Origin of the sequence: Burkholderia sp. D-99, assembly GCF_011605345.1 — a bacterium.
Taxonomy (GTDB): Bacteria; Pseudomonadota; Gammaproteobacteria; order Burkholderiales; family Burkholderiaceae; genus Burkholderia.
The window spans coordinates 123,610-144,882 of sequence record NZ_JAAOXM010000001.1 but is presented as its reverse complement, the minus strand read 5'-3'; the positions used below and the strand labels follow the sequence as shown (position 1 = coordinate 144,882).

Here is a 21,273-nt window from a genome sequence, read left to right as displayed (position 1 = left end):
CATTGCGCCGCAGCGACGCGAAACGGCACGCGCTCCTTGCACGGCAGGACAACCATGACTTTCGATTTCGCACTTCGTCTTTTCACCGCATTCGCCTGCGGCGTCGCCATCGGCCTCGAGCGCCAGATGCGCCAGCGCACGGCCGGCCTGCGCACGATCACGCTCGTCGCGAGCGGCGCATGCCTGTTCGTCACGCTCGGCGTGCTGACCGGCAACGGCGTCGCGGGCGTCACGCAGATCGCCGCTTACGTCGTGTCGGGCGTCGGCTTTCTCGGCGGCGGCGTGATCATGCGCGACAAGGGCTCGATCCAGGGCATCAACACGGCCGCGACACTGTGGTGTTCGGCCGCCGTCGGCGTGCTGGCCGGCTCCGGTCATTTCGTACCTGCGCTTGCCGGCACGGGCGTCGTGCTGCTCACCAATACGGTGCTGCGCGGCGTCAGCCAGGCGATCAACGCCACACCCGTGTCGAACGCCGATCTCGTGCGCGAATACCAGATCACCGTGATCTGCCTGACCGTCGACGAAGTGCACATCCGCACGCTGCTGTCGAACTCGATGTATGCCAAGCCGCTGTCGTTCCAGAGCCTCACGAGCGAAGATGTGCCCGACCAGCCGGACCGGCTGAAGGTGACCGCGACACTGAAGCTGCATCCGAAGGATCAGCAGAAGCTCGAGCAGATCGCGAGCCGGATGAGCATGGAGAAGAGCATTTCCAGCGTGAGCTGGACCGCGAAGGAAGCGGAGCCGCTGATGGAGTGAGCGGCCCGGCGGCAGCCGCGTGTCGCGCTGCCGCCCGCGCCCGCCCTCATTCCGGGTCAGGGCGTCTCGATCAGACCGGCCGAGATTGCCTTGACGACCGCCTGGACCTTGTTCGTCGCACCCAGCTTCTCGAGGATGTTGTTGACGTGGAAGTTGACCGTCCGCTCCGAGATGCTGAGGATCTGGCCGATTTCACACGCGGTCTTGCCCTCGGCCGTCCAGCACAGTACCTCGCGCTCGCGCGCGGTCAGCGTGACGCCCGCTGCCGGCGACAGCTTCGGCACCATGAAGCGGCTCATCAGTGAGTGCGACAGGTTCGCGAGCCAGTTCGTCTGCAGCGTCAGCATGTTGATTTCCGCCGGTGTCAGGGGGTCGGCATGGCGTGCGATGCTCAGCAGGCCGAACGCACCGCGAGCCGCCCAGCTCGACTGCGCGATGCCCACCGACAGCCCGAACTCACGCGCGTCCTGCCACAGCGGGCACGGTTCGATCCGGTCGACGTCCGGCCAGACGATCATGTTGGTGCTGAGCGCGCCGTCGCGAACCGTCGAGTCGATCTCGATGTAGTTCTGCGCCTGGTAATGCGCCATCCATCCGTCTGGATAGGTATTGAAGATCGCTACCGATGGCTTCGATACGGGCAGCGGCACGCGAATTCCATAACAGCAATATTCGAATCCCAGCCGTTTGGAATAGGCGGCAATCCGCTGGAAGAGCTGCTGCTCGTCTTCCGCGGCGCTGAATTGTTGATAGGCATCCTGCCAGCGCAGTTCCATTCATTCTCCGACAACGTCACGCTGTCATACTTGTCAGGTTCCAGCACCCGTTCGACGCTGATACATTCCGCGCATGACTTCACCTTTGCTGCACCCGGTCCTCGGCCCGTCCCCGGACGGCTACGTACGCCTGTCAGAAAGCGCACTGGCCGTGCTTGCGCTCGACCATGTCGCAAGCGGCCTCGACGCATCGCTGCTTGCGGAATTGCGCGACAGCGCAATCGACGCACGCCTCGCCGGCTATACCGAATGGCATCGCCCGGCCAGTGCCGGCGTCGCGTACGTGACGATCGGCTGGGACTGGTATCTCGAACGCGCGACGGGCACGTTCGTGATCGCGGGCGGCGACGTCCGCAGCAACGTGATGGCCGTCGACGCCACGGGCACCGACATCGGCATGTTCCGCACGGCCGCCGCGCTCGCCGCGCGGCTCGCGTGCATCGACTGGCCCGCAGCGGTCGCGTCGGCCCTGCTCGGGCACAACGACGCCTATCATGCCGGTCCGACGCTCCAGTGACAACTGGCCGCGCATTCCTCTGACGATTTCCGCGATGCTGGCGCTCTTTATAAGCAAAAGCGGCACGGTTTTCAATCCCGTTGATCAAGAAACCGTTACCACCTCCTGATCGGCGTCGTTCCACCGCCACCCTGTAAGAGTTACCAGTTACAGCCTCCTCGTGCTGCGCGATGTAATGCGCACATACAAAAGCACAGATCCGAGGACACCATGCAGACCTTCGTTCACGAGGAAGGGCGGTTGCCGCACGAACTAGCAGCGGATCTCGGGCGCTATCGGCGCCGTGTGTTCGTCGAACAGCTCGGTTGGGCGCTCCCGTCGGCGAACGAAAGCTTCGAGCGCGACCAGTTCGATCGCGACGATACCGTGTACGTGTTCGCGCGAAACGCCGGCGGCGACATGTGCGGATGTGCGCGCCTGCTGCCGACCACGCGCCCGTATCTGCTGAAGTCGCTGTTCGCCGACCTGATCGCCGAAGACATGCCGCTGCCGCAATCGGCCGCCGTCTGGGAGCTCTCCCGGTTCGCGGCGACCGACGACGAAGGCGGGCCGGGCAATGCCGAATGGGCCGTGCGCCCGATGCTCGCGGCCGTCGTCGAGTGCGCGGCGCAGCTTGGCGCGCGGCAGTTGATCGGCGTGACGTTCGCGAGCATGGAGCGGCTGTTCCGCCGGATCGGCATACACGCGCACCGCGCAGGCCCGCCGAAGCAGGTGGACGGACGCCTGGTGGTCGCGTGCTGGATCGATATCGACTCGCAAACGTTTGCTGCACTAGGAATCGAGCCGGGGCAGGCTGCCCGGCAAGCCATCGCCGCCTGATCCGGAACACGCGTTCCTGTTCAGGCGGCATCGTAACGAAGGAGAATCAACGTGGACCAGTCTCAGGTCTTTCGCGCGATGATGCCCGGGTTGACGAGCCCCAACGGCGCCCGCATCGCGGTCGCCTACCCGTCGTTTCCCCGGCCGCTGCCGCTCGTGCGGCTCGACCGGCGCGGCCTCGTGTTCCGTGCCGCTGGCGCCGCGCCGCTCGTCTGCGGGCTGCCGCGTGCAGCGACGCTGCTGGTCGCGGACGAGCCGCTCTGCTCGCTGCGCCTCGTGATCCGCGACATCGCGCCGGCCGGCGAAGGCCGGCATGACCTGACAATGCAGCCGTCCGGCGCCGCCGGTGACGAATTGCTGTGGCATGCGCTGCGCGACCGCGAACCCTACCGCCGGATTCAGCACCCGCTCGCCCCTGTCGACACGTCCATCGCCGCCGACAGCGAACCGCATGCATCGGCGGGCGAAGCCGGGGCGCGCCCGTCGCGCAGCGCGGCCTTCCGGCTGCCGTGCCACAGCGACGCGCTGTTCTTTGCCGACTGGCTCGAATATCACTTCGACGAATTGCGCGCGCTGTCGCAACAGCACGGGCCGCAACTGCAGCTCAACCAGCTCGAGCGCCAGGTCGCCGACGACGAAGTCGGCGTGCGCTTCGTCTACGACATCGACGGGCATGCAACGCGCCACGCGCTGACCGACTGCGCGCGCGAGGCCTGTGCATGGATCGAGACGGAGATGCGCGACAAGTTCGCGTTGCCTGTCGCGCAGGAGCGGTTCAGCGCGTTTGCGGCGCACGCTCGGGCCGGCGGCATGTGAATGCAATGCAGCAAGAAGTTGTATCGATACAACTAGGGCTTGCCATGCCTCGGGTTTTCCCTTAAATTTACGTCTGTCTCCTCCATGTCTCCAAACATGGATTCAGCCCGCTGCGATGCAGCGGGCTTTTTCTTGCCTGTTCGAATTGCGGGGCCATACCACCGCCCGCCTTCATCGGTTGCCTGCGCATACAGTCAGGCACGCCACAATCCGAATCGACTATCATCGGCGGGTCTGCCACGCTCCCCCGAGGCCATCTTGCACGCCCATCTGCGCATTGCCCGCCCGGTCAGCAACCTCGCCCGAACCGAACGCATGTATCGCGACGGCCTCGGCCTGTCCGTCCTTGCACGCTTTGAAGATCACGACGGCTTTTCCGGCGTGATGCTCGGACGCGACGGCCTCGACTATCACTTCGAATTCACGCACTGCCCCGACCACCCGATCGCGCCGTCGCCGACGCCGGAAGACCTGATCGTGTTCTACCTGCCCGATCGGCCGGAATGGGAAGCTGCCTGCGCGAGCGCCACAGCGCATGGTTTCATGCCTGTCACGTCGTTCAATCCGTACTGGGAAATATCCGGCCAGACCTTCGAGGATGCCGACGGCTACCGGATCGTGCTGCAGAACGGCACGTGGCGCTGACGGGCGAATCCGTGTGAGCCGTTACGCGCCGGCCAGGCCGGCGGCGCGGGCGGCATAGACGACGTGCCGACGCAGCGCGTGTCCTTCCGGCAACGCAGGGTGGTCGAAATCGCGCGCGGGCTGACGCTGCATGCCGAGCCGCTGCATCACATGCTGCGATCGCAGGTTGGTGTCGGCCGTCCACGCGAGAATCTCGTCGAGCCCGATCCGGTCGAACCCGTCGGCCAATGCGGCGGCGGCCGCTTCGGCGACGTAGCCATGCCCCCAGGCGTGGCGAGCCTGCCGCCACATGATCTCGACGCACTGTGCCATCGGATGCGTTGCACGCACTTCGTGCGATAGCCCGCACACGCCGATCAACATCGCGTCGGCGCGGCGCTCGACTGCCCATGGGCCGAAGCCGTGCGCATTGAAATGCACGTCGAAGCGCGCGATGACGTCGCTCGCCTCGTCAACGGACATCGGACCGCGCGCGAGCCACGCAGTCACTTCCGGGTCCGCATGCAGCGCCGACAGCGCGCCCGCATCCGCCGGCTGCCAGCGACGCAGCGTCAGACGCCCGGTTTCGATCTTCGACGGTGTGGACATGGGGGAGACGGATCGTTCAGGCGGTGTAACGCGAGCGCCTTCACATACCCGAAAGCGGAATGGACGAAGAGGAAATCGTGATCGTCGCTTCTGCCGGCGACGATCACGGGAACAGATGACGAGAAACGGGCGCCGGCGCGCCCGCGGCGATTACTCGTTCTCTTCGAAGTAATGCCCGAACTTCGTCTGCTTCGTGCGGATATAACGCTCGTTTTCCTCGCGCACGGGCACCGCAAGCGCCACGCGTTCGCAGACGGGGATGCCGTGCTTCGCGAGCGTGTCGAACTTCGCGGGGTTGTTGCTCATCAGCCGCACCGACGTCACACCGAGGATCCGGAGGATCGCGGCGGCCGAGTCGTATTCGCGGGCGTCGTCGGGCAGGCCGAGGTCGAGGTTCGCTTCGACCGTGTCGCGCCCCTGCTCCTGCAGCGCGTATGCGCGAATCTTGTTGCTCAGGCCGATCCCGCGCCCTTCATGGCCGCGCAGATACAGCAGCACGCCGCGGTCTTCGGCCGCGATGTAGCGCAACGCGAGATCGAGCTGCTCGCCGCAGTCGCAGCGGTACGAGCCGAACACGTCGCCGGTCAGGCATTCGGAATGCAGCCGCGTCAGCACGGACTGCTCGCCGGCGACGTCGCCCATCACGAGCGCGAGATGTTCGGCATCGCTGCCCGATACGCGGAAAGCGTACGACGTGAACGTACCGTAGCGCGTGGGCAGCGACGCCGTGGCGACGAGCGTCACGCACTCGTCGGCCTGGCCATTGCCCTTCGTGGGCGATTGGGGACGCGAAGACATCATGAATTCAATCGAAACGTTCAGGAATGTAGGAGTTGTGTGGATAGTACGTGACGGGAGTTTACCGCTAATCTGGAATCGTCACGCGACTGCCGCCACCTGCGCGGCTATACTGGGCTCGTCGGGTGACACGCATCACGCCCTGCCTGCCCAGCATCGACCTGCACACGGAGAAAGCGAATGAGCACGACTGTCGCGCAGATTCTCAAGGCCAAGCCGGATTCGGGCCGCACCATCTACACCGTCACGAAAACCGATCTCGTCTACGACGCCATCAAGCTGATGGCGGAAAAGGGCATCGGCGCGCTGCTGGTCGTGGACGGCGACGATATCGCGGGCATCGTCACCGAGCGCGACTACGCGCGCAAGGTCGTCCTGCAGGATCGCTCATCGAAAGCCACCCGCGTCGAGGAAATCATGACGGCGAAGGTGCGTTACGTCGAACCGTCGCAATCGACCGACGAGTGCATGGCGCTGATGACCGAGCACCGGATGCGCCACCTGCCCGTCCTCGACGGCGGCAAGCTGGTCGGCCTCATCTCGATCGGCGACCTCGTCAAGAGCGTGATTGCCGATCAGCAGTTCACGATCAGCCAGCTTGAACACTATATCCACGGCACACCCGCGGTCACGTCCGCCTGACCCGCCCCAGCAAAAAAGGCCCAAACGCGCGAGCGTCTGGGCGGAAAGCCGCCGGAATGCGGCGACGGAGGTTCTGCTCCTGCGGGCGAATGACGCGGGCAACTGGCGCGCGTCTCGTCGATTAAGCGGTGCGCTCGGCAGACCCGGGGGCGTTCAGTTGCCGAAGTAGACCGAGTTCACGGGGTTCGGTGCTTCACGCGTCATGCGACGGCCGGCTTGCCCGGCACCCGTCGCCACGGCACCGTAGCCGCTCGTATCAGCCTGCGCGAGCGTCGGCTGGTTCGGTTGAATGCGTTGTTCGGCGGCCTGGATGTTGTCCGGATACTGCGAATCGGTCGCCAGCGGCTTGTAGCCGTTCTGTTCGAGTTGCACGAGCTCGGCCTTGACCTGGTCGCGGGTCAGCCCCTGCTCCGACTGCGCAAACGATGCGATCGGGGCGGCAAGGACGGATGCGGCGATGGCTGCGTAGATGATCGACTTCATGATTTACCTCCGGAATATGTTCTCTTATGACGTCGCCTCGGCAGGACTGTCTGAAGCGATTGAATGCAGTGTAGTTCTCGCCACTCCGAGGGTAAACCCTTAGTTTGAACATACAGCGTTGCGATTTTGACAAGAATAACCCGCCTTTCCCGGACGATATCGCCGCAACTTGCTTCACCGGCACAACAATCGCTGACGAAATGCCGACGGCCAAATCACATATCCCAAAGGTTGTGTTGTAGAATCGTAAGGTTTTATTCGCTAGTCGATATTCCATCCACCATGTACGCGCTCACGCCCCTTTCGGTTTCGCCGCCCGGCCCGGCCGGCGTGCGCGCGCGCGCCGGCCATCCGGCGAATCCCCTCGCTCGACGCACGGCCCAGACGCCGCTCGCCCCTGCCCGGCGCCTGATCTGACGGCTCGGTCTCCTCCCGGAGCCAGTCAGACAGGCTCCGGGCGATCCTCATAGGCACGCCACGCCTGCCCCTGCCGATCATTTGGAGAACTGCCATGAAACAACGCCTTTACCAGTTGACCGAACTCGACGTTGCCCGCCTCGAGAAGCACGCCGAACACAACCCGCGCTTCCAGACGATGCTCGATACGCTGCTCGAGCGCGCCGACATCGTCCAGCCCGATGCCATCAAGGCGAACGTCGTCACGATGAACTCGCAGATCACGCTGCTCGACGAAGCGACCCAGGAACAAGCCACCTGGACGATTGTTTATCCGGATGCCGCCAATCTCGAACTCGGCCGCCTGAACGTCTTCTCGCCCGTCGGCATGGCGCTGCTGGGTACCCAGCGCGGCCAGATGGTCAAGGTGATGCAGCCGAGCGGCGCCGAAAAGCTGATGAAGGTCGCCGCGATCGTGTTCCAGCCGGAAGCCAACGGCGAATACACGCGCTGAGCTATCTGCCGCGGGTATCGCCCCGTAGCGGCGCACAACGAAAAAGCGAGGCACAGGCCTCGCTTTTTTTGCATCCGGACGACGCGAATCGTCGACATCACATTCCACAGACGAAAAAAAAGGCGCCCGAAGGCGCCTTTTTCGATGCTGCGAAGCGGGTTACCCCGCCGTCACGCTTAGAAGCGGTGACGCAGACCAACCGTTGCTGCGGTTTGGTTGATCGACGAGCTCGGCAGGTTGTTGCTGAAGCTGTCGCCGTTGTAGATCGATGCGCCAACACCGTTCTTCGCTGCACGCTGGTACACAGCTTGTGCGTAGACGTCCGTGCGCTTCGACAGTGCGTAGTCAGCTTGCAGGCCGAACTGGTTCCAGTGCGTGCTGCCGTTGTTGATCTTCGCGTTCGTGTACGTGTAAGCAGCACCCAGGCCGAGAGCCGGCGTCAGGTTGTACTTTGCGTTGACTTCGTAGTTGTCGGTGCGCACCGAACCCAGGCTACCGACTGCATTGTTGTCGAGACGCGCTTGCGTCCATGCGGCGCCGACTTGTGCCGGACCGAATGCATAACCAGCAGCAGCACCGTACGTGCGGACGCGGCCTTGGCTAGCGATGCCACCGATTGCCGACGACGTTGCGCCGTTTGCGTTCGTGCCGTCACCCAGGTTCGCTTGCGAGTATGCAGCAGCCAGCTTCAGACCTTGGAACTGGTATGCAGCACCCGCGCTGTACGCACGGTTGTTGCCGAAGTTCGTGTTGTTCGAGAACGAGTACGTGCCGCCGAATTGCAGGCCAGCGTAGTTTGCGCTCGTGAACTTGATCGTGTTGTTCTGTGCGACATCACCGTTCGTGCTCAGACGGTCAAGGTTCAGCGGGTGCGCGAAGTACGTGCCGCCCCACGAGCCCGTTGCCGTCAGCGGCGCCAGGTAGTCTTGCGTTGCGTCGTATTGCTTACCCAGCGTGACCGTGCCGTACTGGCTCGACAGGCCGACGAAAGCTTGACGGTTGAACATGCCGCCGTTGCCGTTCGCGAACTTGCCGTTACCGATGTTGAAGCCGCTTTCCAACGTGAAGATTGCCTTCAGGCCGCCACCCAGGTCTTCCGAGCCACGCAGGCCGAAACGGCTCTGGTCAATGCCCGAACCCATCGCAAAGCGCGACTTGCCAGCTTGGCCCAGTGCCGGTTGGACGTTGCTCGTGTAGGTGATGCCTGCGTCCAGCACGCCGTACAGCGTGACGCTGCTTTGCGCGTGAGCGACGGTAGCAAACGATGCTGCAGCTGCTGCAACGATCAGAGTCTTGTTCATTCGTGGAGCTCCCTTCTAAAAAGAGGCAGGTCTCGCGACCTTGTTCATAAACGGTCTGCAACCGCCCGGGAGCGCCATCGATCCTGCTGGCCGCGCCCGGATAGTTGCCCGTTTGGGAACCGTGAGTTTAGGGGTGTACCCTAGGGGAGCGATCCGCAAATAAAGAAATAAGCTTTTCCAGAACTAGAAATAATGAAAGTGGGGCCGAGTTATAAGTATTTGTTTTAACGTTTGTTTTTGACTTCTTGACGGGGGCTTTTTGGAGGCTTCCATCGCACCATTCTTTCATGTCATCGTCTTGACGGTTGCATAGAAACAACAAACGGATTCGGCACACCACCCCGGAATCGGCAAATTTTACCCAATTCAGTCTCGAATTTCAGGCTCCGAGCACCTAAAACGCATCCGTCAGCCAGTAAACAGGGCGCGACGTTCGTACAACGGACAACCTCCACCCGTCAGCCGCAGCAAAACAGAAAGGTCGGCCTGCGCCCGCCGGCGGCTCGCCTGCCTGCCGTGACACACGGTAACAGCCTTAACCGCGCGCGTAACCCGGTCGGCGGACTGGCAGGCTAATGTAAGGCAGCCTCGAATACTGAACAAAACAGGACACGCCATGAATCGACGCTCCTTGTTACGCGCCATCGGATTGACCGCCGCCTTCGTCGGCACCGGCAGCTGGCTCCGCGCCGCCTCGGCCCAGCCCGCACCGCCCGTGTACCGGCCGTCCGGCCCGAATCGCGTGCCCGGCGGGCCGCCCTATGCGGACCGCCCGGGATTCGCGCCGCCGGCGGCCCGACACGACCGCCGCCCGCCGCCGCCACGGCCGCACGGCTATATTTGGACGGACGGCTACTGGCGCTGGCAGCGTGGCCGCTATATATGGGTGTCCGGCCGCTGGGTCTCACGGCGCCCCGGACGTCGGTGGGTGCCCGGCTACTGGCGTCGCCAGGGACACGTGTGGATCTACGTCGACGGTACATGGCGATAGGCAGGCACCCGGCGCCTGGCACCCGACCGATGGCAGGCCCGGGATCAGGCAGCGGGGCGAACCCGCGCTATTCGGCCCCGACATCGTGATACCTGGCAGGCGGCCCCGCGCGCCCTGCCCGACCTCGCCCCGGTGCCGGCGTCCAAACCGGTGTCGAGGCGTCCATCAGGTCAGGCAACCTCGGCCGCCGACATGCCCGTCGATCTGCGGTGCGCCATCCCGGCCCGACCGGACCCTGCCGCGCGGCTTGTGCGCCATGCAGAGGAAAACCGCCGTTTCGTTCGCCCCGGCGGGTGCCCCGTAAGCGGAGCACCGCCAGCGCATTGCCGCATTCGGGACGATCGGAACACAACACATCGAAGCATCGGCGACCCCGCCCACCCCCACCAGAGATCATTCGGATAACGAAATCACGCGCAGCAATGCATATGCAGTCGCGACATGCCTCGTCGCATCGCACTCGACTCAGTACACCGTCCATCGACAAAACGGCACGCACCTCCCGCTCAGCGCCCGCCGCCCTCCAGCCCCCGTGCCCGGCGTCGCGCCGCGCAGATCGCGCGATGATGTTCGTCAGCCCACCGGATCATCGCCTGCATCGGCGTCAGGAACGAACGCCCGAGGTCGGTCAGCGCATATTCGACACGCGGCGGCACTTCGGCGAACAGCGTGCGACTGACGAAGCCGTCCTGCTCGAGCCGCTTGAGCGTGCGCGACAGCATCTGGTTCGACACGTCGCCGATCGCACGGCCAAGTTCGTTGAATCGCATCGTCCCGCCGGACAGCACTTCGAGCACGAGCAGGCTCCACTGGTCGCCGATGCGGTCGAGCACATCGCGGATCGGGCATGGCTGATCGAGTTCGACGGTTTCATCGGCAGGCGGGAACGGCATGACGGGATTCTCTTTCAAGGGCAGCGCGTGGTCAGCGCGGTGTGACCTGTTCACACCGCGCTGACTTCTTGTGACGGGTTCGCGGCAACTGTACCATTCGATCGGCCCGGCAGCCGCGCGGATTCGCCAGTTCAACGAAGCATGACGACGACGCGCGGCCTCGCCCAGTCCGTATCGTGGCGATACGAACTGCGCGGCGAATCCGTCGCGTCGACCACGCACGTGCATCCGCGGCTCTACCCCGTCGCCCGCCGATCGTCATGGCCGGCTCGACCCGCCGTCGCGCAACGCGCGCCAACCCACGCTTCGTCAGACAAGGAACCCGCTACATGTCATCGCTCCGCCCCCCCGTTCGCGCCGTTGCCGCGCTCGTCCTGCTGGCCGCGTCGACGGCCACGCTGGCCGCCGGCCCGGCCACGCGCGACCTGGCCGCCGAGGAAACCAACCGCCAGCTCGTGCTGACGTTCTACGACCGCTTCTTCAACAAGCACGAAGCGGTCGAGGCCGCCGTCGTCGTCGCGGACGACTACAAACAGCACAACCCGCACGTACCGGACGGCAAGAAGCCGTTCGTGTCGTACTTCGTCGGCGCGTTCCAGAAGAACCCGGCGTCGCGCGCGCGCATCGTGCGCAGCGCAACCGACGGCGACCTCGTCTACCTGCACGTGCATGCGACCGAGCGCCCGGGCGACCGCGGCGAAGCCGTCGTCGACATCTTCCGCGTCAAGGACGGCAAGATCGTCGAACACTGGGACGTGATCCAGCCGGTACCCGAAACGTCCGCGAACACGAACACGATGTTCTGACGCGCGGGGCACTACGCGGTACGCAACGATGCGCGTCGCCCGTCGACGGGCGATCGCCCGGCCGCCGGGCAAGCGAGCATGCCTCGCGCCGGCGAAGTCCCCTACAATCGAGCTTCGCCGCCGCGCCGGCCGCCGTCCCGCATGACCGCACCGCCGGCCGCCGCGCCGCCGGCTCGCCGTCGTACGCGAAACACGGCCGGCACGGGCGGCCGTTCGCGCAGACGGTGTCAACGATGAGCCCCGCCCATATTTCCCTCAGCAATGCCGGCGACCTGGTCGCCAGCCTCGGCAGTCCGCAGTTTCCCGCCCGGCTTTGGGCGTGGCTGCGCGAAACCGTCGATCCGCAGTCCCATTACAGCGTCGCGACGCGCTACCGTCGCGATGCGCCGTCGCAGTCGGTCGACAGCGTCGACGTGCTGTTCTTCGCGGGCGGCGACGATCCCGACGGCACGCGCCACGCGCTCGATCTGTATACACAGGGCGAGTGGCGCACCGACACGCTGCTCCCGCATATCGAGCGCGCCACCGATTCGCAGCTCGTGTTCTCGTGCAACGAGGACGTCGACACGGCGACCGAATACGGCCGCCAGTTCGCGCTCGGCGAACTCGGCGAAGACTGCACGCTGCTCGGCAGCGAGCGCGACTATGTCTATGCGTTCTCGCTGTTCCGCCGGCGCGGCCAGCCGTCCTATACGCTGGCCGAACTGGCGCTGCTGCGGCAGCTCGGCGATTTCGTGCTGCCGCTCCTGATCCAGCACGCGCGGCTCGCACGCCTGACCCCACGCTCTGACGACGGCGCGCTGCTGCAGCGGTTCGAGCAGCGCCTGTCGGCCTGCGGCGCGGCGCTGTCGCAGCGCGAACGGCTCGTGTGCCGCGCGGTGCTGCAAGGCCAGCCCGTCCCGCAGATCGCCGACACGCTCGCGCTCAAGCCGAGCAGCGTACGCACCTATCTCGGGCGCGCGCTCGCGAAGCTCGGTGTTGCAAACCGGGCCGGGCTGTTCGCGTGGTGCGTGACCGAGGAGGGACCTCCTGAGGACCGCGGCCGCTAGACGACACCTCGCATCGCTGCAACACCCATCCCCCCGCCGCCTTTGTCGCGCGTTGTCCTCAAAACGATGACAGACAGCCGGTCGCCCCGCTCCTAGTATCTGACTCACCCGACGACGGGAACGCGTCGGATGCCACGGAGACACCGAATGCCGAATACCGGATGGACGCCGGCCCGCACGGCCGCCCGCGCGTCGCCCATCGACCTGCCGATTCAGTCCCGGCGGCGGAATCGGCATGACGCTCCGGCGGCGGCCGGCCTTCACCACGACGCATCGCCGCGCCTGCCGCGCAGTACCGGCACATAGCCGCTCCCCCAGCCCATTCCAACCCGACCGGGTTCACGCGACCGGACGAGCCTCACGGCCCGCCCGCCGGACACGTGCGCCCGTCGAACAGCCCCCATCCGGAGGAGACACATGCAACACGCCGACACCGTCTATCTGAACGGTCTGCTTTACACGGGCGACGCGCAGCGCCGCTTCGCGCAGGCACTCGCCGTCCAGGACGGCAAGATCGTCGCCATCGGACGCGACGACGATATCCGCCCGCTGGCCGGCCCCGCGACGCGCACCGTCGACCTGGCCGGCAGGCTGATGCTGCCGGGCCTGATCGATGGCCACGTGCACCCGCTCGAAGGCCACCAGATCCTCGGTGACTTCGACCTGTCCGGCATCAACGATCCCGACGCGATCCTGCAGCGCATCGGCGCATGCGCCGATGCGACGCCGAACGAACCGTGGGTCTATCTCGGCGGCGCCAACCTGGCCGCATTCGGCGCGTATCCGACCCGCGAACTGCTCGACCGGATCGTGCCCGACCGGCCGCTGCTCGTGGTCGGCTTCGACGTGCACAGCGGCTGCCTCAACACGAAGGGCCTCGAAGCGGCCGGGATCCACGCCGACACGCCCGACCCGGCCGGCGGTGTTTACGAAAGGGATGCATCCGGCGCGCCGAACGGTGTCGTGCACGAAGCGGCGTTCTATCGCGTCTGCCCGATCATTCCGCAACTGAGCCCCGCCGGCTACCCGAAGTCGCTCGCTAAGGCGCACGCGATGGCGCACGGTTACGGCATCACCGGGTGGTTCGACGCGCGCGTCGAGGAGGCCGAACTCAAGGCTTATGCCGATGCGCAGCGCGCGGGCACGCTGAAGGTGTACATGAGCGCCGGCCTCTATGCGAACCCGCGCCGCGATCCGCGCGAGCAGATCGAGCGCTTCGCCGCATGGCGTCGCGAGTACGAATGCGACAACCTGCGCCTGCATACGGTAAAGATCTTCGTCGACGGCGTGCCCGAATCGAAAACCGCCGCGCTGCTAGAGCCGTACGCCGGCACCGACGACTGCGGCCTCGCGCTGTGGAGCCAGGATGCACTGAACGAGATCTGCCTGCTCGCCGATACCGCCGGCTTCGACCTGCACTTCCACACGCTCGCCGACCGCGCGGTGCGCATGACGCTCGATGCGCTCGAATATGTCCAGATCCGCAACGGCATGCGCGACCGCCGCGCACAGCTCGCGCACCTGCAACTCGTCGATCCGGCCGACATGAGCCGCTTCAACCGGCTCGGCGCGATCGCCAGCGTGCAGACGCTGTGGACGGCCGCGCGCGAGGAGCAGCAGCAGCTCTATCGCGACCTGCTCGGCGCCGAACGCACCGCGCGCAACTATCCGTTCCGCAGCCTGCGCAACGCGGGCGCGATGCTCGCGGCCGGCTCCGACTGGTCGGTCAGCACGATGGATCCGATGCAGATCATCCAGACGGGCGTCACGCACCTGCTGATCGACCAGCCCGACAGCCCGCCGTGGAATCCGCACGAACGCCTCGACCTGCTCACGATGCTCGAGGCCTATACGGTGAATACCGCGTACGCGCTGCGCTTCGACGACTGCACGGGTTCGCTCGAAGCGGGCAAGGATGCGAGCTTCGCGATCCTCGACCGCAATCCGTTCGCGCACCCGGTCGAGACGTTCGCGCAAACCCGCGCGATCGAGACGTGCTTCCGCGGCGAAGTCGTGTACGCCGCGCCGGGCTGGGCCGCCTGAAGCACGAACCCGGCGGCCGTCAGGCGACGCCGAGCGCCAGCACCTGCTCGGTCGTCAGCACGTCGCCGAACGTGTCCGACAGCGCGGCCAGCGTTGCGCGATGGAGGTCGCGGTGCGATACCGTGCCGCCATCCGCGATGTCGAGGTCGCGCGTCGCGCAGGCGTCGTCGACGACGATCACCCCGTAGCCGAGCGGCACCGCATCGCGTGCCGCGCCGGCGACGCATGCGTGCGTCATCAAGCCCGTGACGATCAGCGTATCGATACCGGCCGCCTTCAGGCGCGCATCGATGTCCGTCGTCGGGAACACGCTCACCGACGTTTTCTTCACGACTGCGTGATGCGGCGCCGGCTGCAGGTCCGCGTGAAAGCGGAAGCCGTCGCTGCCGTCCGCGAAGATCGGGCCGTCGGCCGCATCGACGTGCTGGACGTGAAACACCGGAATGCCCGCGCGATCGGCGAACGCGATCACGCGCTGCGCATTGCCCAGCGCACGCGGCCCCTCCGGAATCGGCAGGCGGCCGCTGAAGTATTCATTCTGGAAATCGATCACCAGCAGCGCGGTGCGGGCGGCGGTGATCGACGTCGGCGCGGTCGCGCCCGCCAGGGTACGGATGGTCGGATGTTGCATGGGTCGCTCTCTCGGTTGGCCTATCGAAGGATCGGCGCGCCGGGCCAGCCGGCGCCGCCGGACGCGGCCCGGACGTTCCCCGGCCGCGAGGCGCCAGTGTCGGGCCGCGCGGCCTTGCGCGACAGCGGCGTGCGGGACAACGTCCGACAGGATCGGGCCAACGTTCATACCGCCTATGACAGCGCGGCCGTTCGCGCCCCCGGCTGCGTGCGACCGTACGCGGCCATCATCGCGAAGCTGAGCAGGAAACCCGCGCCGCCAATCAGTAGCAGGCCGATCTCGCCGAACACGGGCAGCAGGTTCGTGAGCGCCCCCGTGACGACCCACGCGACGGCCATCACCGAGCCCGCGACGCCGAGTACCCAGCCTTGCCGGTCCTCGCTGACCGCATCGGAGAACGCCGTATACATCGTCGTATACGCGACCATGTCGAAGCAGCCGACGACCATCGCGAGCGCCCACAACACCGGCTCGTGCGGAAGCAGCGCGGACAGGACCTGGCCGACGCCCGCGACGAGCAGGCCCGTCTTCGCGATGTCGACCACACGCCACACGCGCAGCATCAGCCGCACGACGAACAGCAGGCCGAACACGAAGCAGAGGCCGATCACGCCGCTGAACAGCCCGAGCCGCGCGCTCGTATAGCCGAATTTCGCCTGCAGCAGCAGCATGATGGTCTGCAGGTAGAGCCCGTAGCCGACCTGCATCAGGAAGAACACCACCGACAGGAACGCGACGTTGCGCTGGCGCGCGGCCTCCCCGATGATTCGCAGCGGCAGCAGCGGATCGATGCGCGTGCCGCCGCGCGGCGCGGCCGAGTCGCGATACGAAGCCCAGGTCCAGAACGCGCCGATCAGCGACAGCACGGCCACCAGCACGAACGGCGTGCCGTAGTCGAACAGCGGCGAAATCGTGCGGTCGGACGTGACGCCGCCGAGCACGGGGCCGACGATCACGCCCGCGCTGAACGCGAGCGACATGATGCTCATGTTATACGCCTTGTTCTCCGGCGTGCTCAGGTCGGTGATGGCCGCCTGCGCGATGCCCTGGCAGCCGGCCATCAGCCCGGTGAGCCCGCGGCCGGCGAGCAGCAGCACGACACTTGCATGCCATGCGCCGGCCGCCATCATCGCGTAGCCGGCTGCGAGGCCGGTCACGCACAGCAGCAGGATCCTGCGGCGGCCGTAGCGATCGGACAGGTCGCCCATCAGCGACGAGCCGAAGAACATGCACAACGGGTAGATCCCGTAGCCGAGACCGAGGTAGAAATTGCGCGCGTGCGCGCCGGCGTCGGCCGGCAGGATGCCCGCGTGCGGATCGCTGAAGATTGCGGACATCATCGGATAAACGAGCCCGAATCCCATCGCGTCGATCGCGATCGCGAGCAGGCAGGGGCCGAGCAACTTGTAATCGAGCCGGGACATGGCGACCTTCCGGACAGAGTGGATGATCGCCCAAGCGTAACGACCGGGCGGCGGCCGCGGTAGGCCGCCGCCCGCGATGCTGACCATCGGCAGAACCGATACCCTGCATGCCGCCCGCGCCGATGGGCCGCTGGCGGCGGGCGGCGGGCGGCCGCCGCTACTTGACGCTCAACGGCTCGCCCTGAAACTGCCGCCGCGCGAGCACGCACGGCGCGCCGTCATGCATGAACACGCTCGCGAGCAGCCCGAACGACGCCGCGAACAGCACGTACCAGGCGGGCGCGACGGGCGACCCGCTCGCGTGCGTCAGCCACGTGACGATGAACGGCGCGAAGCCGCCGAAGATCATCACCGCGACGTTGTACGCGAGCGCGATACCGGTCGAACGCGAGCGCGTCGCGAACTGTTCGGCGAGCGTGGTCGGAGCAGGCCCGTAGCAGATGCCGATGATCGCGCAGATCACGAACTGCATCACGAGCAGGCGCCCGATGCCCGGCGCAGCGGCCAGCCACGAGAACAGCGGGTACGTCACCGTCAGCAGCGCAAGCGTGCCGGCGATCAGCACGGGCCGCCGGCCGATGCGGTCCGACACGAGCGCCGCGACCGGAATCGTCACCGTCAGCAGCGCGACCGCCGCCATCTGCACCTTGAATACCTGGTCGAGCGGCAGCCCGAAGGTCTTGTGCACGAACGTCGGCATGTTCACGAGCATCACGTAGAACACGGCCGTGCCGGTGATCGTCTGCCCCATCGACACCAGCACGCCGCGCAGGTTGTCGCGCAGCACGCGCGACACGCTCGCCGGCGGCTCGACGGCCGACTTGCTCGCGTCGAGAAACGCGTCGGTCTCCTCCATGTGCCGGCGGATCCACAGGCCGACCGGCCCGATCAACAGCCCGAGCGCGAACGGCACACGCCAGCCCCAGCTATGCAGCGCCGCGTCCGACAGCGACTGCGTGGCCCACGCCCCCATCGCGGCACCCGAGAACACCGCGAGACACTGGCCGATCAGTTGCCACGATCCGTACAGCCCGCGCCGGTTCTCGGGCGCGCTTTCCACGAGGAACGCGGTCGCGCTCGCGTATTCGCCGCCGGTGGCGAAACCCTGCAGCAACCGCGCGACGACGATCAGAACGGGTGCCGCCGCGCCGATCGTCGCGTACGACGGCGCGAACGTGATCAGCGCGATCGACAGCGTCATCAGGAAGATGATGAGCTGCATCGCGGCCTTGCGGCCCTTGCGGTCCGCATAGAGCCCGAGCAGGATGCCGCCCACCGGGCGCATGAAGAAGCCGACGCCGAAGGTCGCGAGCGACATCAGCAGCGACGCGTACTGGCTCTCGGCGGGAAAGAACAGCCGCGCGATGATGCCGGAGAAGAAACCGTAAACGATGAAGTCGTACCACTCGAGGGTGTTGCCGACGACAGCGGCAATCACTTGCCGATGCCGCGAGTTCCGACGTGTGTCGCGCATGCTTGTCTCCTGCTGTCTCATGGCGCCGCGCCGCATGCGTGCCGCGTTCCGTGGCAAACATGGGCGAACCGGCTGTTCGTATCGCCGGCCGGTGAGGCGCGGGCCCGCACCATCGGAACCTCTCGCCCCGCACGCACGACCGGCGTGAAACGATCATAGGGACGCCGAAAACCCGTATCAATTAATGCCCGCGGCAGATGATTAGCCGGAGATTAAATGTTTCCCCGCCGGGCTCTGCCACACGAGGACCCCGGAAATTCGCGCATTGTTGGAGCACGGGTTCTGCGGCAGAATCGTCGGCCGCCCTTCCCGTCGTCCGCACCATGCGCAACCGCATCAACGAAGAGATCACGTTCCGCAAGCTCGAGGTGCTGCTCGCCTTCATGGAAGCCGGCAGCCTCGCGAAGGCCGCCGAGGCGCTGGGCGTCAGCACGGTCAGCGTGCACCGCGCACTGCACACGCTCGAGGAAGGAATGCACTGCGCGCTGTTTCGCCACGAGGGGCGGAACCTGATTCCGACCGACGCCGCGCAGGTGCTCGCCGAGGTCGCGGGCGAAGTGCTCAAGACGATGACGGACGGGATCCGCTCGACGCGCGAGGCGGCCGGCTACGGCGCCGGCCAGTTGAAGATCGGTTCGCTCTACTCGCTGACGATCCGCACCGTGCCCGAAGTCGTGATCGCGTTGAAGGAGCGCCGCCCCGAGCTGCAGGCCGAGCTCGTGCTCGGCTCGAACGCCGACCTGCTCGACAAGCTCCGCCAGGGCGCGATCGACGCGACGCTGATGGCGCTGCCCGAACCGGACGCCGAGATCGAATCGATCGCGCTGTTCGAGGACGAGATGTTCTTCGCCGCGCCGATCGACTCGCCGTACGCGCGGCACGACGCCATCGATCTTCACACGTGCGGCGACGCACCGTTCGTATCGCTCGGCGAAGGCTTCGCGACGCATCACGGCTTCACGGAAGCGTTTCGCGCGGCCGGCGTCACGCCGAACGTGGTGATGCGGGTGGGCGACATCTTCTCGCTGATCAACCTCGTGTCAGGCGGCATCGGCTGCTCGCTGCTGCCCGGCCGCGTGCGCGACCTGTTCGCGCACAAGATCGCGCTCGTGCCGCTCGCCGGGCCCACGATCCGCCAGACGATCGGCCTGAGTTTCCTGCACCGGCGCGAGCGCGACCCGAACCTGCTCGCGCTCGCGACCGTGTGCCGGCTCACGGTCAAGGCGCCGAACACGCGGTAACGCGCGGCTCGCCTGGCGGCGCGCCCTTTCCTTTCCGCTTCACGCACCTGCATCGTCGCGGCCACGCGCGCCCACCCGTCACGCCAAAAAGAAGCGTGCGTACTCATCCGTTTGGATGGCACGAAGCGCACGCTTTGTTGCGATCATGGCCGTCATTCAACGCGCGGCGCGCACACGTGCGTCCGCCACGGAGACGCCATGAACGACCCAGTCCTCGGCCCCATCGACCAGATCGGCTACGTCGTCGCCGATCTCGACCGCAGCATCGCGCGCTGGCGCGAACGCCACGACGTCGGCCCGTGGACCGTATTCCGCAACGTGCGCCTCGATGGCCATCATCTCGGCGAACCGGTGACGGTCACGATGGACGTCGGGCTCGCGTATCGCGGCGATCTGCAGATCGAACTGATTCACGTGACGAACGACACGTCGTCGCCGTACCGCGACGTGCATGGGCAACCGCTCGTCGGGCTGCATCACGTCGCGTGGGTCGTCGACGATCTCGATGCCGCGCTCGCGCAGCTTACGGCTCGCGGCCTGCGTGTCGTATTCGAAGCGCGCAACCCGGCCACACGCGTCGCGTATCTCGACGACATCGACGATCCCGGCGTGCGCGTCGAAGTCATCGAGGGCGCCGGCATGCGCGACATGATCGCGCACGGCATCGCCGAAGCCCGCGCATGGGACGGCGCCGATCCGCTTCGCATCATCGACGCGGCGGCCCTCTCCGCGTGAGCGGCCGTGCGCGCCCCTCTCACTAAAGGAGCAAGCAGCATGAAACGACTCGAAGGCAAGGTGGCACTGATCACGGGCGGTGCCCGCGGCCAGGGCGAAGCGGAAGCGCGACGGTTCGTCGCCGAAGGCGCACGCGTGGTGATCGCCGACGTGCTGGACGACGCCGGCCGGCGCGTCGCCGCCGAACTCGGCGACGCCGCACGATTCCAGCACCTCGACGTGACAAGCGAAGCCGACTGGCAAGCTGCCGTCGATGCAACGCTCGCGCAGTTCGGCCGGCTCGACATCCTCGTGAACAACGCGGCAATCCTGAAGCTCGTGCCGATCGAAGCGTGTTCGCTCGACGACTATCGCAAGGTGATCGACGTGAACCAGGTCGGCTGCTGGCTCGGCATGAAGTCGGCAGTGGCCGCGCTGAAGGAAGCCGGCGGCGGCTCGATCGTCAACGTATCGTCGACGGCCGGGATGGAAGGCGTCGCGGGCGGCAGCGCGTACGTGTCGAGCAAGTTCGCGGTGCGCGGGATGACGAAGGCCGCCGCACTCGAATTCGGCCGCTACGGCATTCGCGTGAACTCGGTGCACCCGGGCGGCATCGATACCGTGATGGCGCGCCCGCCCGAGTTCGCGGATTTCGATCCGTCGTCGATCTACAGCGGCCTGCCGATCGCGCGCATCGGCAAGCCCGACGAAGTCGCCAGTCTCGTGCTGTTCCTCGCGTCCGACGAATCCGCGTACTGCACGGGGTCGGAATTCATCGTTGACGGCGGGATGCTGGCGGGCAGCACATTCCACTGACACGCATCGAAGTCGACGCGCGCCTGCCAACCCGGCAGGCGTTTTCGTTTGAGGGGGCGGCACGTGGAAGATCAGGCGTCCCCCTCTGGCGATCACACACCCGGAAGCGGCAATGCCGCCAGCGGCTCTCCCGC

The 21,273-nt window shown here is 66.2% G+C and carries 23 protein-coding genes; 14 read left to right on the top strand and 9 right to left on the bottom strand.

Features of this window, described 5'->3' with window-relative positions:
• Window positions 1–54: 54 nt before the first annotated feature.
• Window positions 55–762: an MgtC/SapB family protein gene (locus HAV18_RS00665; RefSeq protein WP_166951322.1), complete on the top strand. Its 708-nt coding sequence runs from the start codon at window positions 55–57 to the stop codon at window positions 760–762.
• A gap of 56 nt (window positions 763–818) precedes the next feature.
• Here the strand turns inward: HAV18_RS00665 and HAV18_RS00660 are convergent, their stop codons facing one another.
• Entirely contained in the window at window positions 819–1,538 is a 720-nt protein-coding gene (locus HAV18_RS00660) for an autoinducer binding domain-containing protein (RefSeq protein ID WP_166951319.1), read from the bottom strand.
• A 73-nt stretch (window positions 1,539–1,611) separates the two neighbouring features.
• Here HAV18_RS00660 and HAV18_RS00655 point away from each other — a divergent pair, with 73 nt between their 5' ends.
• The 4 genes from HAV18_RS00655 to HAV18_RS00640 all read left to right on the top strand — a co-directional run bounded on the left by HAV18_RS00655 (window position 1,612) and on the right by HAV18_RS00640 (window position 4,335).
• The gene (locus HAV18_RS00655; protein ID WP_166951316.1) at window positions 1,612–2,055 is read left to right on the top strand and encodes a DUF4902 domain-containing protein; all 444 of its coding nucleotides are present in this window, start codon (window positions 1,612–1,614) and stop codon (window positions 2,053–2,055) included.
• 210 nt (window positions 2,056–2,265) lie between these two features.
• Window positions 2,266–2,874, top strand: a complete 609-nt coding sequence (locus HAV18_RS00650; RefSeq protein WP_166951313.1) for an acyl-homoserine-lactone synthase — start codon at window positions 2,266–2,268, stop codon at window positions 2,872–2,874.
• Window positions 2,875–2,925: 51 nt separating this feature from the next.
• Entirely contained in the window at window positions 2,926–3,690 is a 765-nt protein-coding gene (locus tag HAV18_RS00645; protein WP_166951310.1) for a hypothetical protein, read from the top strand.
• Between the two features lie 258 nt (window positions 3,691–3,948).
• Window positions 3,949–4,335: a VOC family protein gene (locus HAV18_RS00640; RefSeq protein ID WP_166951307.1), complete on the top strand. Its 387-nt coding sequence runs from the start codon at window positions 3,949–3,951 to the stop codon at window positions 4,333–4,335.
• A gap of 21 nt (window positions 4,336–4,356) precedes the next feature.
• Here HAV18_RS00640 and HAV18_RS00635 read toward each other — a convergent pair whose 3' ends face one another.
• Window positions 4,357–4,923, bottom strand: a complete 567-nt coding sequence (locus HAV18_RS00635; RefSeq protein ID WP_166951304.1) for a GNAT family N-acetyltransferase — start codon at window positions 4,921–4,923, stop codon at window positions 4,357–4,359.
• A gap of 150 nt (window positions 4,924–5,073) precedes the next feature.
• Window positions 5,074–5,724 (bottom strand): GTP cyclohydrolase II, encoded by a 651-nt coding sequence (gene ribA / locus HAV18_RS00630; protein ID WP_166951301.1) that lies wholly within the window; start codon window positions 5,722–5,724, stop codon window positions 5,074–5,076.
• 177 nt (window positions 5,725–5,901) lie between these two features.
• On the opposite strand from ribA, the gene HAV18_RS00625 reads away from it, so the two are divergent.
• Window positions 5,902–6,363, top strand: a complete 462-nt coding sequence (locus HAV18_RS00625; protein ID WP_021162297.1) for a CBS domain-containing protein — start codon at window positions 5,902–5,904, stop codon at window positions 6,361–6,363.
• 153 nt (window positions 6,364–6,516) lie between these two features.
• Here the strand turns inward: HAV18_RS00625 and HAV18_RS00620 are convergent, their stop codons facing one another.
• Complete coding sequence (locus tag HAV18_RS00620; protein ID WP_166951298.1) at window positions 6,517–6,846, bottom strand: DUF4148 domain-containing protein; 330 nt, start codon at window positions 6,844–6,846, stop codon at window positions 6,517–6,519.
• Window positions 6,847–7,357: 511 nt separating this feature from the next.
• On the opposite strand from HAV18_RS00620, the gene HAV18_RS00615 reads away from it, so the two are divergent.
• Complete coding sequence (locus HAV18_RS00615; RefSeq protein ID WP_006486027.1) at window positions 7,358–7,756, top strand: GreA/GreB family elongation factor; 399 nt, start codon at window positions 7,358–7,360, stop codon at window positions 7,754–7,756.
• 176 nt (window positions 7,757–7,932) lie between these two features.
• Here HAV18_RS00615 and HAV18_RS00610 read toward each other — a convergent pair whose 3' ends face one another.
• On the bottom strand, window positions 7,933–9,057 hold the full coding sequence (locus tag HAV18_RS00610; RefSeq protein WP_166951295.1) for a porin: 1,125 nt from the start codon (window positions 9,055–9,057) through the stop codon (window positions 7,933–7,935).
• Between the two features lie 616 nt (window positions 9,058–9,673).
• On the opposite strand from HAV18_RS00610, the gene HAV18_RS00605 reads away from it, so the two are divergent.
• Entirely contained in the window at window positions 9,674–10,048 is a 375-nt protein-coding gene (locus tag HAV18_RS00605; protein WP_166951292.1) for a YXWGXW repeat-containing protein, read from the top strand.
• A 506-nt stretch (window positions 10,049–10,554) separates the two neighbouring features.
• On the opposite strand, the gene HAV18_RS00600 is transcribed toward HAV18_RS00605, so the two are convergent.
• Window positions 10,555–10,941, bottom strand: a complete 387-nt coding sequence (locus HAV18_RS00600; protein WP_166951289.1) for a helix-turn-helix domain-containing protein — start codon at window positions 10,939–10,941, stop codon at window positions 10,555–10,557.
• 329 nt (window positions 10,942–11,270) lie between these two features.
• Here HAV18_RS00600 and HAV18_RS00595 point away from each other — a divergent pair, with 329 nt between their 5' ends.
• From HAV18_RS00595 to HAV18_RS00585, 3 genes are all read left to right on the top strand, one after another.
• Entirely contained in the window at window positions 11,271–11,747 is a 477-nt protein-coding gene (locus HAV18_RS00595) for a nuclear transport factor 2 family protein (protein WP_166951286.1), read from the top strand.
• 233 nt (window positions 11,748–11,980) lie between these two features.
• Entirely contained in the window at window positions 11,981–12,796 is an 816-nt protein-coding gene (locus HAV18_RS00590) for a helix-turn-helix transcriptional regulator (protein WP_166951284.1), read from the top strand.
• A gap of 417 nt (window positions 12,797–13,213) precedes the next feature.
• Window positions 13,214–14,839, top strand: a complete 1,626-nt coding sequence (locus HAV18_RS00585) for an amidohydrolase (protein ID WP_166951282.1) — start codon at window positions 13,214–13,216, stop codon at window positions 14,837–14,839.
• 19 nt (window positions 14,840–14,858) lie between these two features.
• Here HAV18_RS00585 and HAV18_RS00580 read toward each other — a convergent pair whose 3' ends face one another.
• The 3 genes from HAV18_RS00580 to HAV18_RS00570 form a co-directional block, all read right to left on the bottom strand.
• Window positions 14,859–15,470 (bottom strand): cysteine hydrolase family protein, encoded by a 612-nt coding sequence (locus HAV18_RS00580; protein WP_166951280.1) that lies wholly within the window; start codon window positions 15,468–15,470, stop codon window positions 14,859–14,861.
• A 173-nt stretch (window positions 15,471–15,643) separates the two neighbouring features.
• Window positions 15,644–16,894 (bottom strand): MFS transporter, encoded by a 1,251-nt coding sequence (locus HAV18_RS00575; protein WP_166951279.1) that lies wholly within the window; start codon window positions 16,892–16,894, stop codon window positions 15,644–15,646.
• Between the two features lie 157 nt (window positions 16,895–17,051).
• Window positions 17,052–18,368, bottom strand: coding sequence for an MFS transporter (locus HAV18_RS00570; protein WP_166951278.1), 1,317 nt, complete (start codon window positions 18,366–18,368; stop codon window positions 17,052–17,054).
• Between the two features lie 323 nt (window positions 18,369–18,691).
• Between HAV18_RS00570 and HAV18_RS00565 the strand changes: the two genes are divergently transcribed.
• The 3 genes from HAV18_RS00565 to HAV18_RS00555 all read left to right on the top strand — a co-directional run bounded on the left by HAV18_RS00565 (window position 18,692) and on the right by HAV18_RS00555 (window position 21,139).
• On the top strand, window positions 18,692–19,609 hold the full coding sequence (locus HAV18_RS00565; protein WP_166951276.1) for a LysR family transcriptional regulator: 918 nt from the start codon (window positions 18,692–18,694) through the stop codon (window positions 19,607–19,609).
• Between the two features lie 198 nt (window positions 19,610–19,807).
• Window positions 19,808–20,344 carry a VOC family protein gene (locus HAV18_RS00560; protein ID WP_166951273.1) on the top strand — a complete coding sequence of 179 codons (537 nt, stop codon included), beginning with the start codon at window positions 19,808–19,810 and terminating at the stop codon, window positions 20,342–20,344.
• Between the two features lie 39 nt (window positions 20,345–20,383).
• Window positions 20,384–21,139, top strand: coding sequence for a glucose 1-dehydrogenase (locus HAV18_RS00555; RefSeq protein ID WP_166951270.1), 756 nt, complete (start codon window positions 20,384–20,386; stop codon window positions 21,137–21,139).
• The last annotated feature ends 134 nt before the right edge of the window (window positions 21,140–21,273 follow it).

Bases quoted from the DNA above. Each gene is read 5' to 3' on its own strand.
- HAV18_RS00590 (WP_166951284.1), top strand. From the start codon at position 11,981: ATGAGCCCCGCCCATATTTCCCTCAGCAATGCCGGCGACCTGGTCGCC.
- HAV18_RS00560 (WP_166951273.1), top strand. From the start codon at position 19,808: ATGAACGACCCAGTCCTCGGCCCCATCGACCAGATCGGCTACGTCGTC.
- HAV18_RS00595 (WP_166951286.1), top strand. From the start codon at position 11,271: ATGTCATCGCTCCGCCCCCCCGTTCGCGCCGTTGCCGCGCTCGTCCTG.
- HAV18_RS00660 (WP_166951319.1), bottom strand. From the start codon at position 1,538: ATGGAACTGCGCTGGCAGGATGCCTATCAACAATTCAGCGCCGCGGAA.
- HAV18_RS00655 (WP_166951316.1), top strand. From the start codon at position 1,612: ATGACTTCACCTTTGCTGCACCCGGTCCTCGGCCCGTCCCCGGACGGC.
- HAV18_RS00610 (WP_166951295.1), bottom strand. From the start codon at position 9,057: ATGAACAAGACTCTGATCGTTGCAGCAGCTGCAGCATCGTTTGCTACC.
- HAV18_RS00565 (WP_166951276.1), top strand. From the start codon at position 18,692: ATGCGCAACCGCATCAACGAAGAGATCACGTTCCGCAAGCTCGAGGTG.
- HAV18_RS00605 (WP_166951292.1), top strand. From the start codon at position 9,674: ATGAATCGACGCTCCTTGTTACGCGCCATCGGATTGACCGCCGCCTTC.
- HAV18_RS00665 (WP_166951322.1), top strand. From the start codon at position 55: ATGACTTTCGATTTCGCACTTCGTCTTTTCACCGCATTCGCCTGCGGC.
- HAV18_RS00570 (WP_166951278.1), bottom strand. From the start codon at position 18,368: ATGCGCGACACACGTCGGAACTCGCGGCATCGGCAAGTGATTGCCGCT.
- HAV18_RS00575 (WP_166951279.1), bottom strand. From the start codon at position 16,894: ATGTCCCGGCTCGATTACAAGTTGCTCGGCCCCTGCCTGCTCGCGATC.
- HAV18_RS00625 (WP_021162297.1), top strand. From the start codon at position 5,902: ATGAGCACGACTGTCGCGCAGATTCTCAAGGCCAAGCCGGATTCGGGC.
- HAV18_RS00600 (WP_166951289.1), bottom strand. From the start codon at position 10,941: ATGCCGTTCCCGCCTGCCGATGAAACCGTCGAACTCGATCAGCCATGC.
- HAV18_RS00615 (WP_006486027.1), top strand. From the start codon at position 7,358: ATGAAACAACGCCTTTACCAGTTGACCGAACTCGACGTTGCCCGCCTC.
- HAV18_RS00620 (WP_166951298.1), bottom strand. From the start codon at position 6,846: ATGAAGTCGATCATCTACGCAGCCATCGCCGCATCCGTCCTTGCCGCC.
- HAV18_RS00585 (WP_166951282.1), top strand. From the start codon at position 13,214: ATGCAACACGCCGACACCGTCTATCTGAACGGTCTGCTTTACACGGGC.
- HAV18_RS00580 (WP_166951280.1), bottom strand. From the start codon at position 15,470: ATGCAACATCCGACCATCCGTACCCTGGCGGGCGCGACCGCGCCGACG.
- HAV18_RS00650 (WP_166951313.1), top strand. From the start codon at position 2,266: ATGCAGACCTTCGTTCACGAGGAAGGGCGGTTGCCGCACGAACTAGCA.
- ribA (WP_166951301.1), bottom strand. From the start codon at position 5,724: ATGATGTCTTCGCGTCCCCAATCGCCCACGAAGGGCAATGGCCAGGCC.
- HAV18_RS00635 (WP_166951304.1), bottom strand. From the start codon at position 4,923: ATGTCCACACCGTCGAAGATCGAAACCGGGCGTCTGACGCTGCGTCGC.
- HAV18_RS00555 (WP_166951270.1), top strand. From the start codon at position 20,384: ATGAAACGACTCGAAGGCAAGGTGGCACTGATCACGGGCGGTGCCCGC.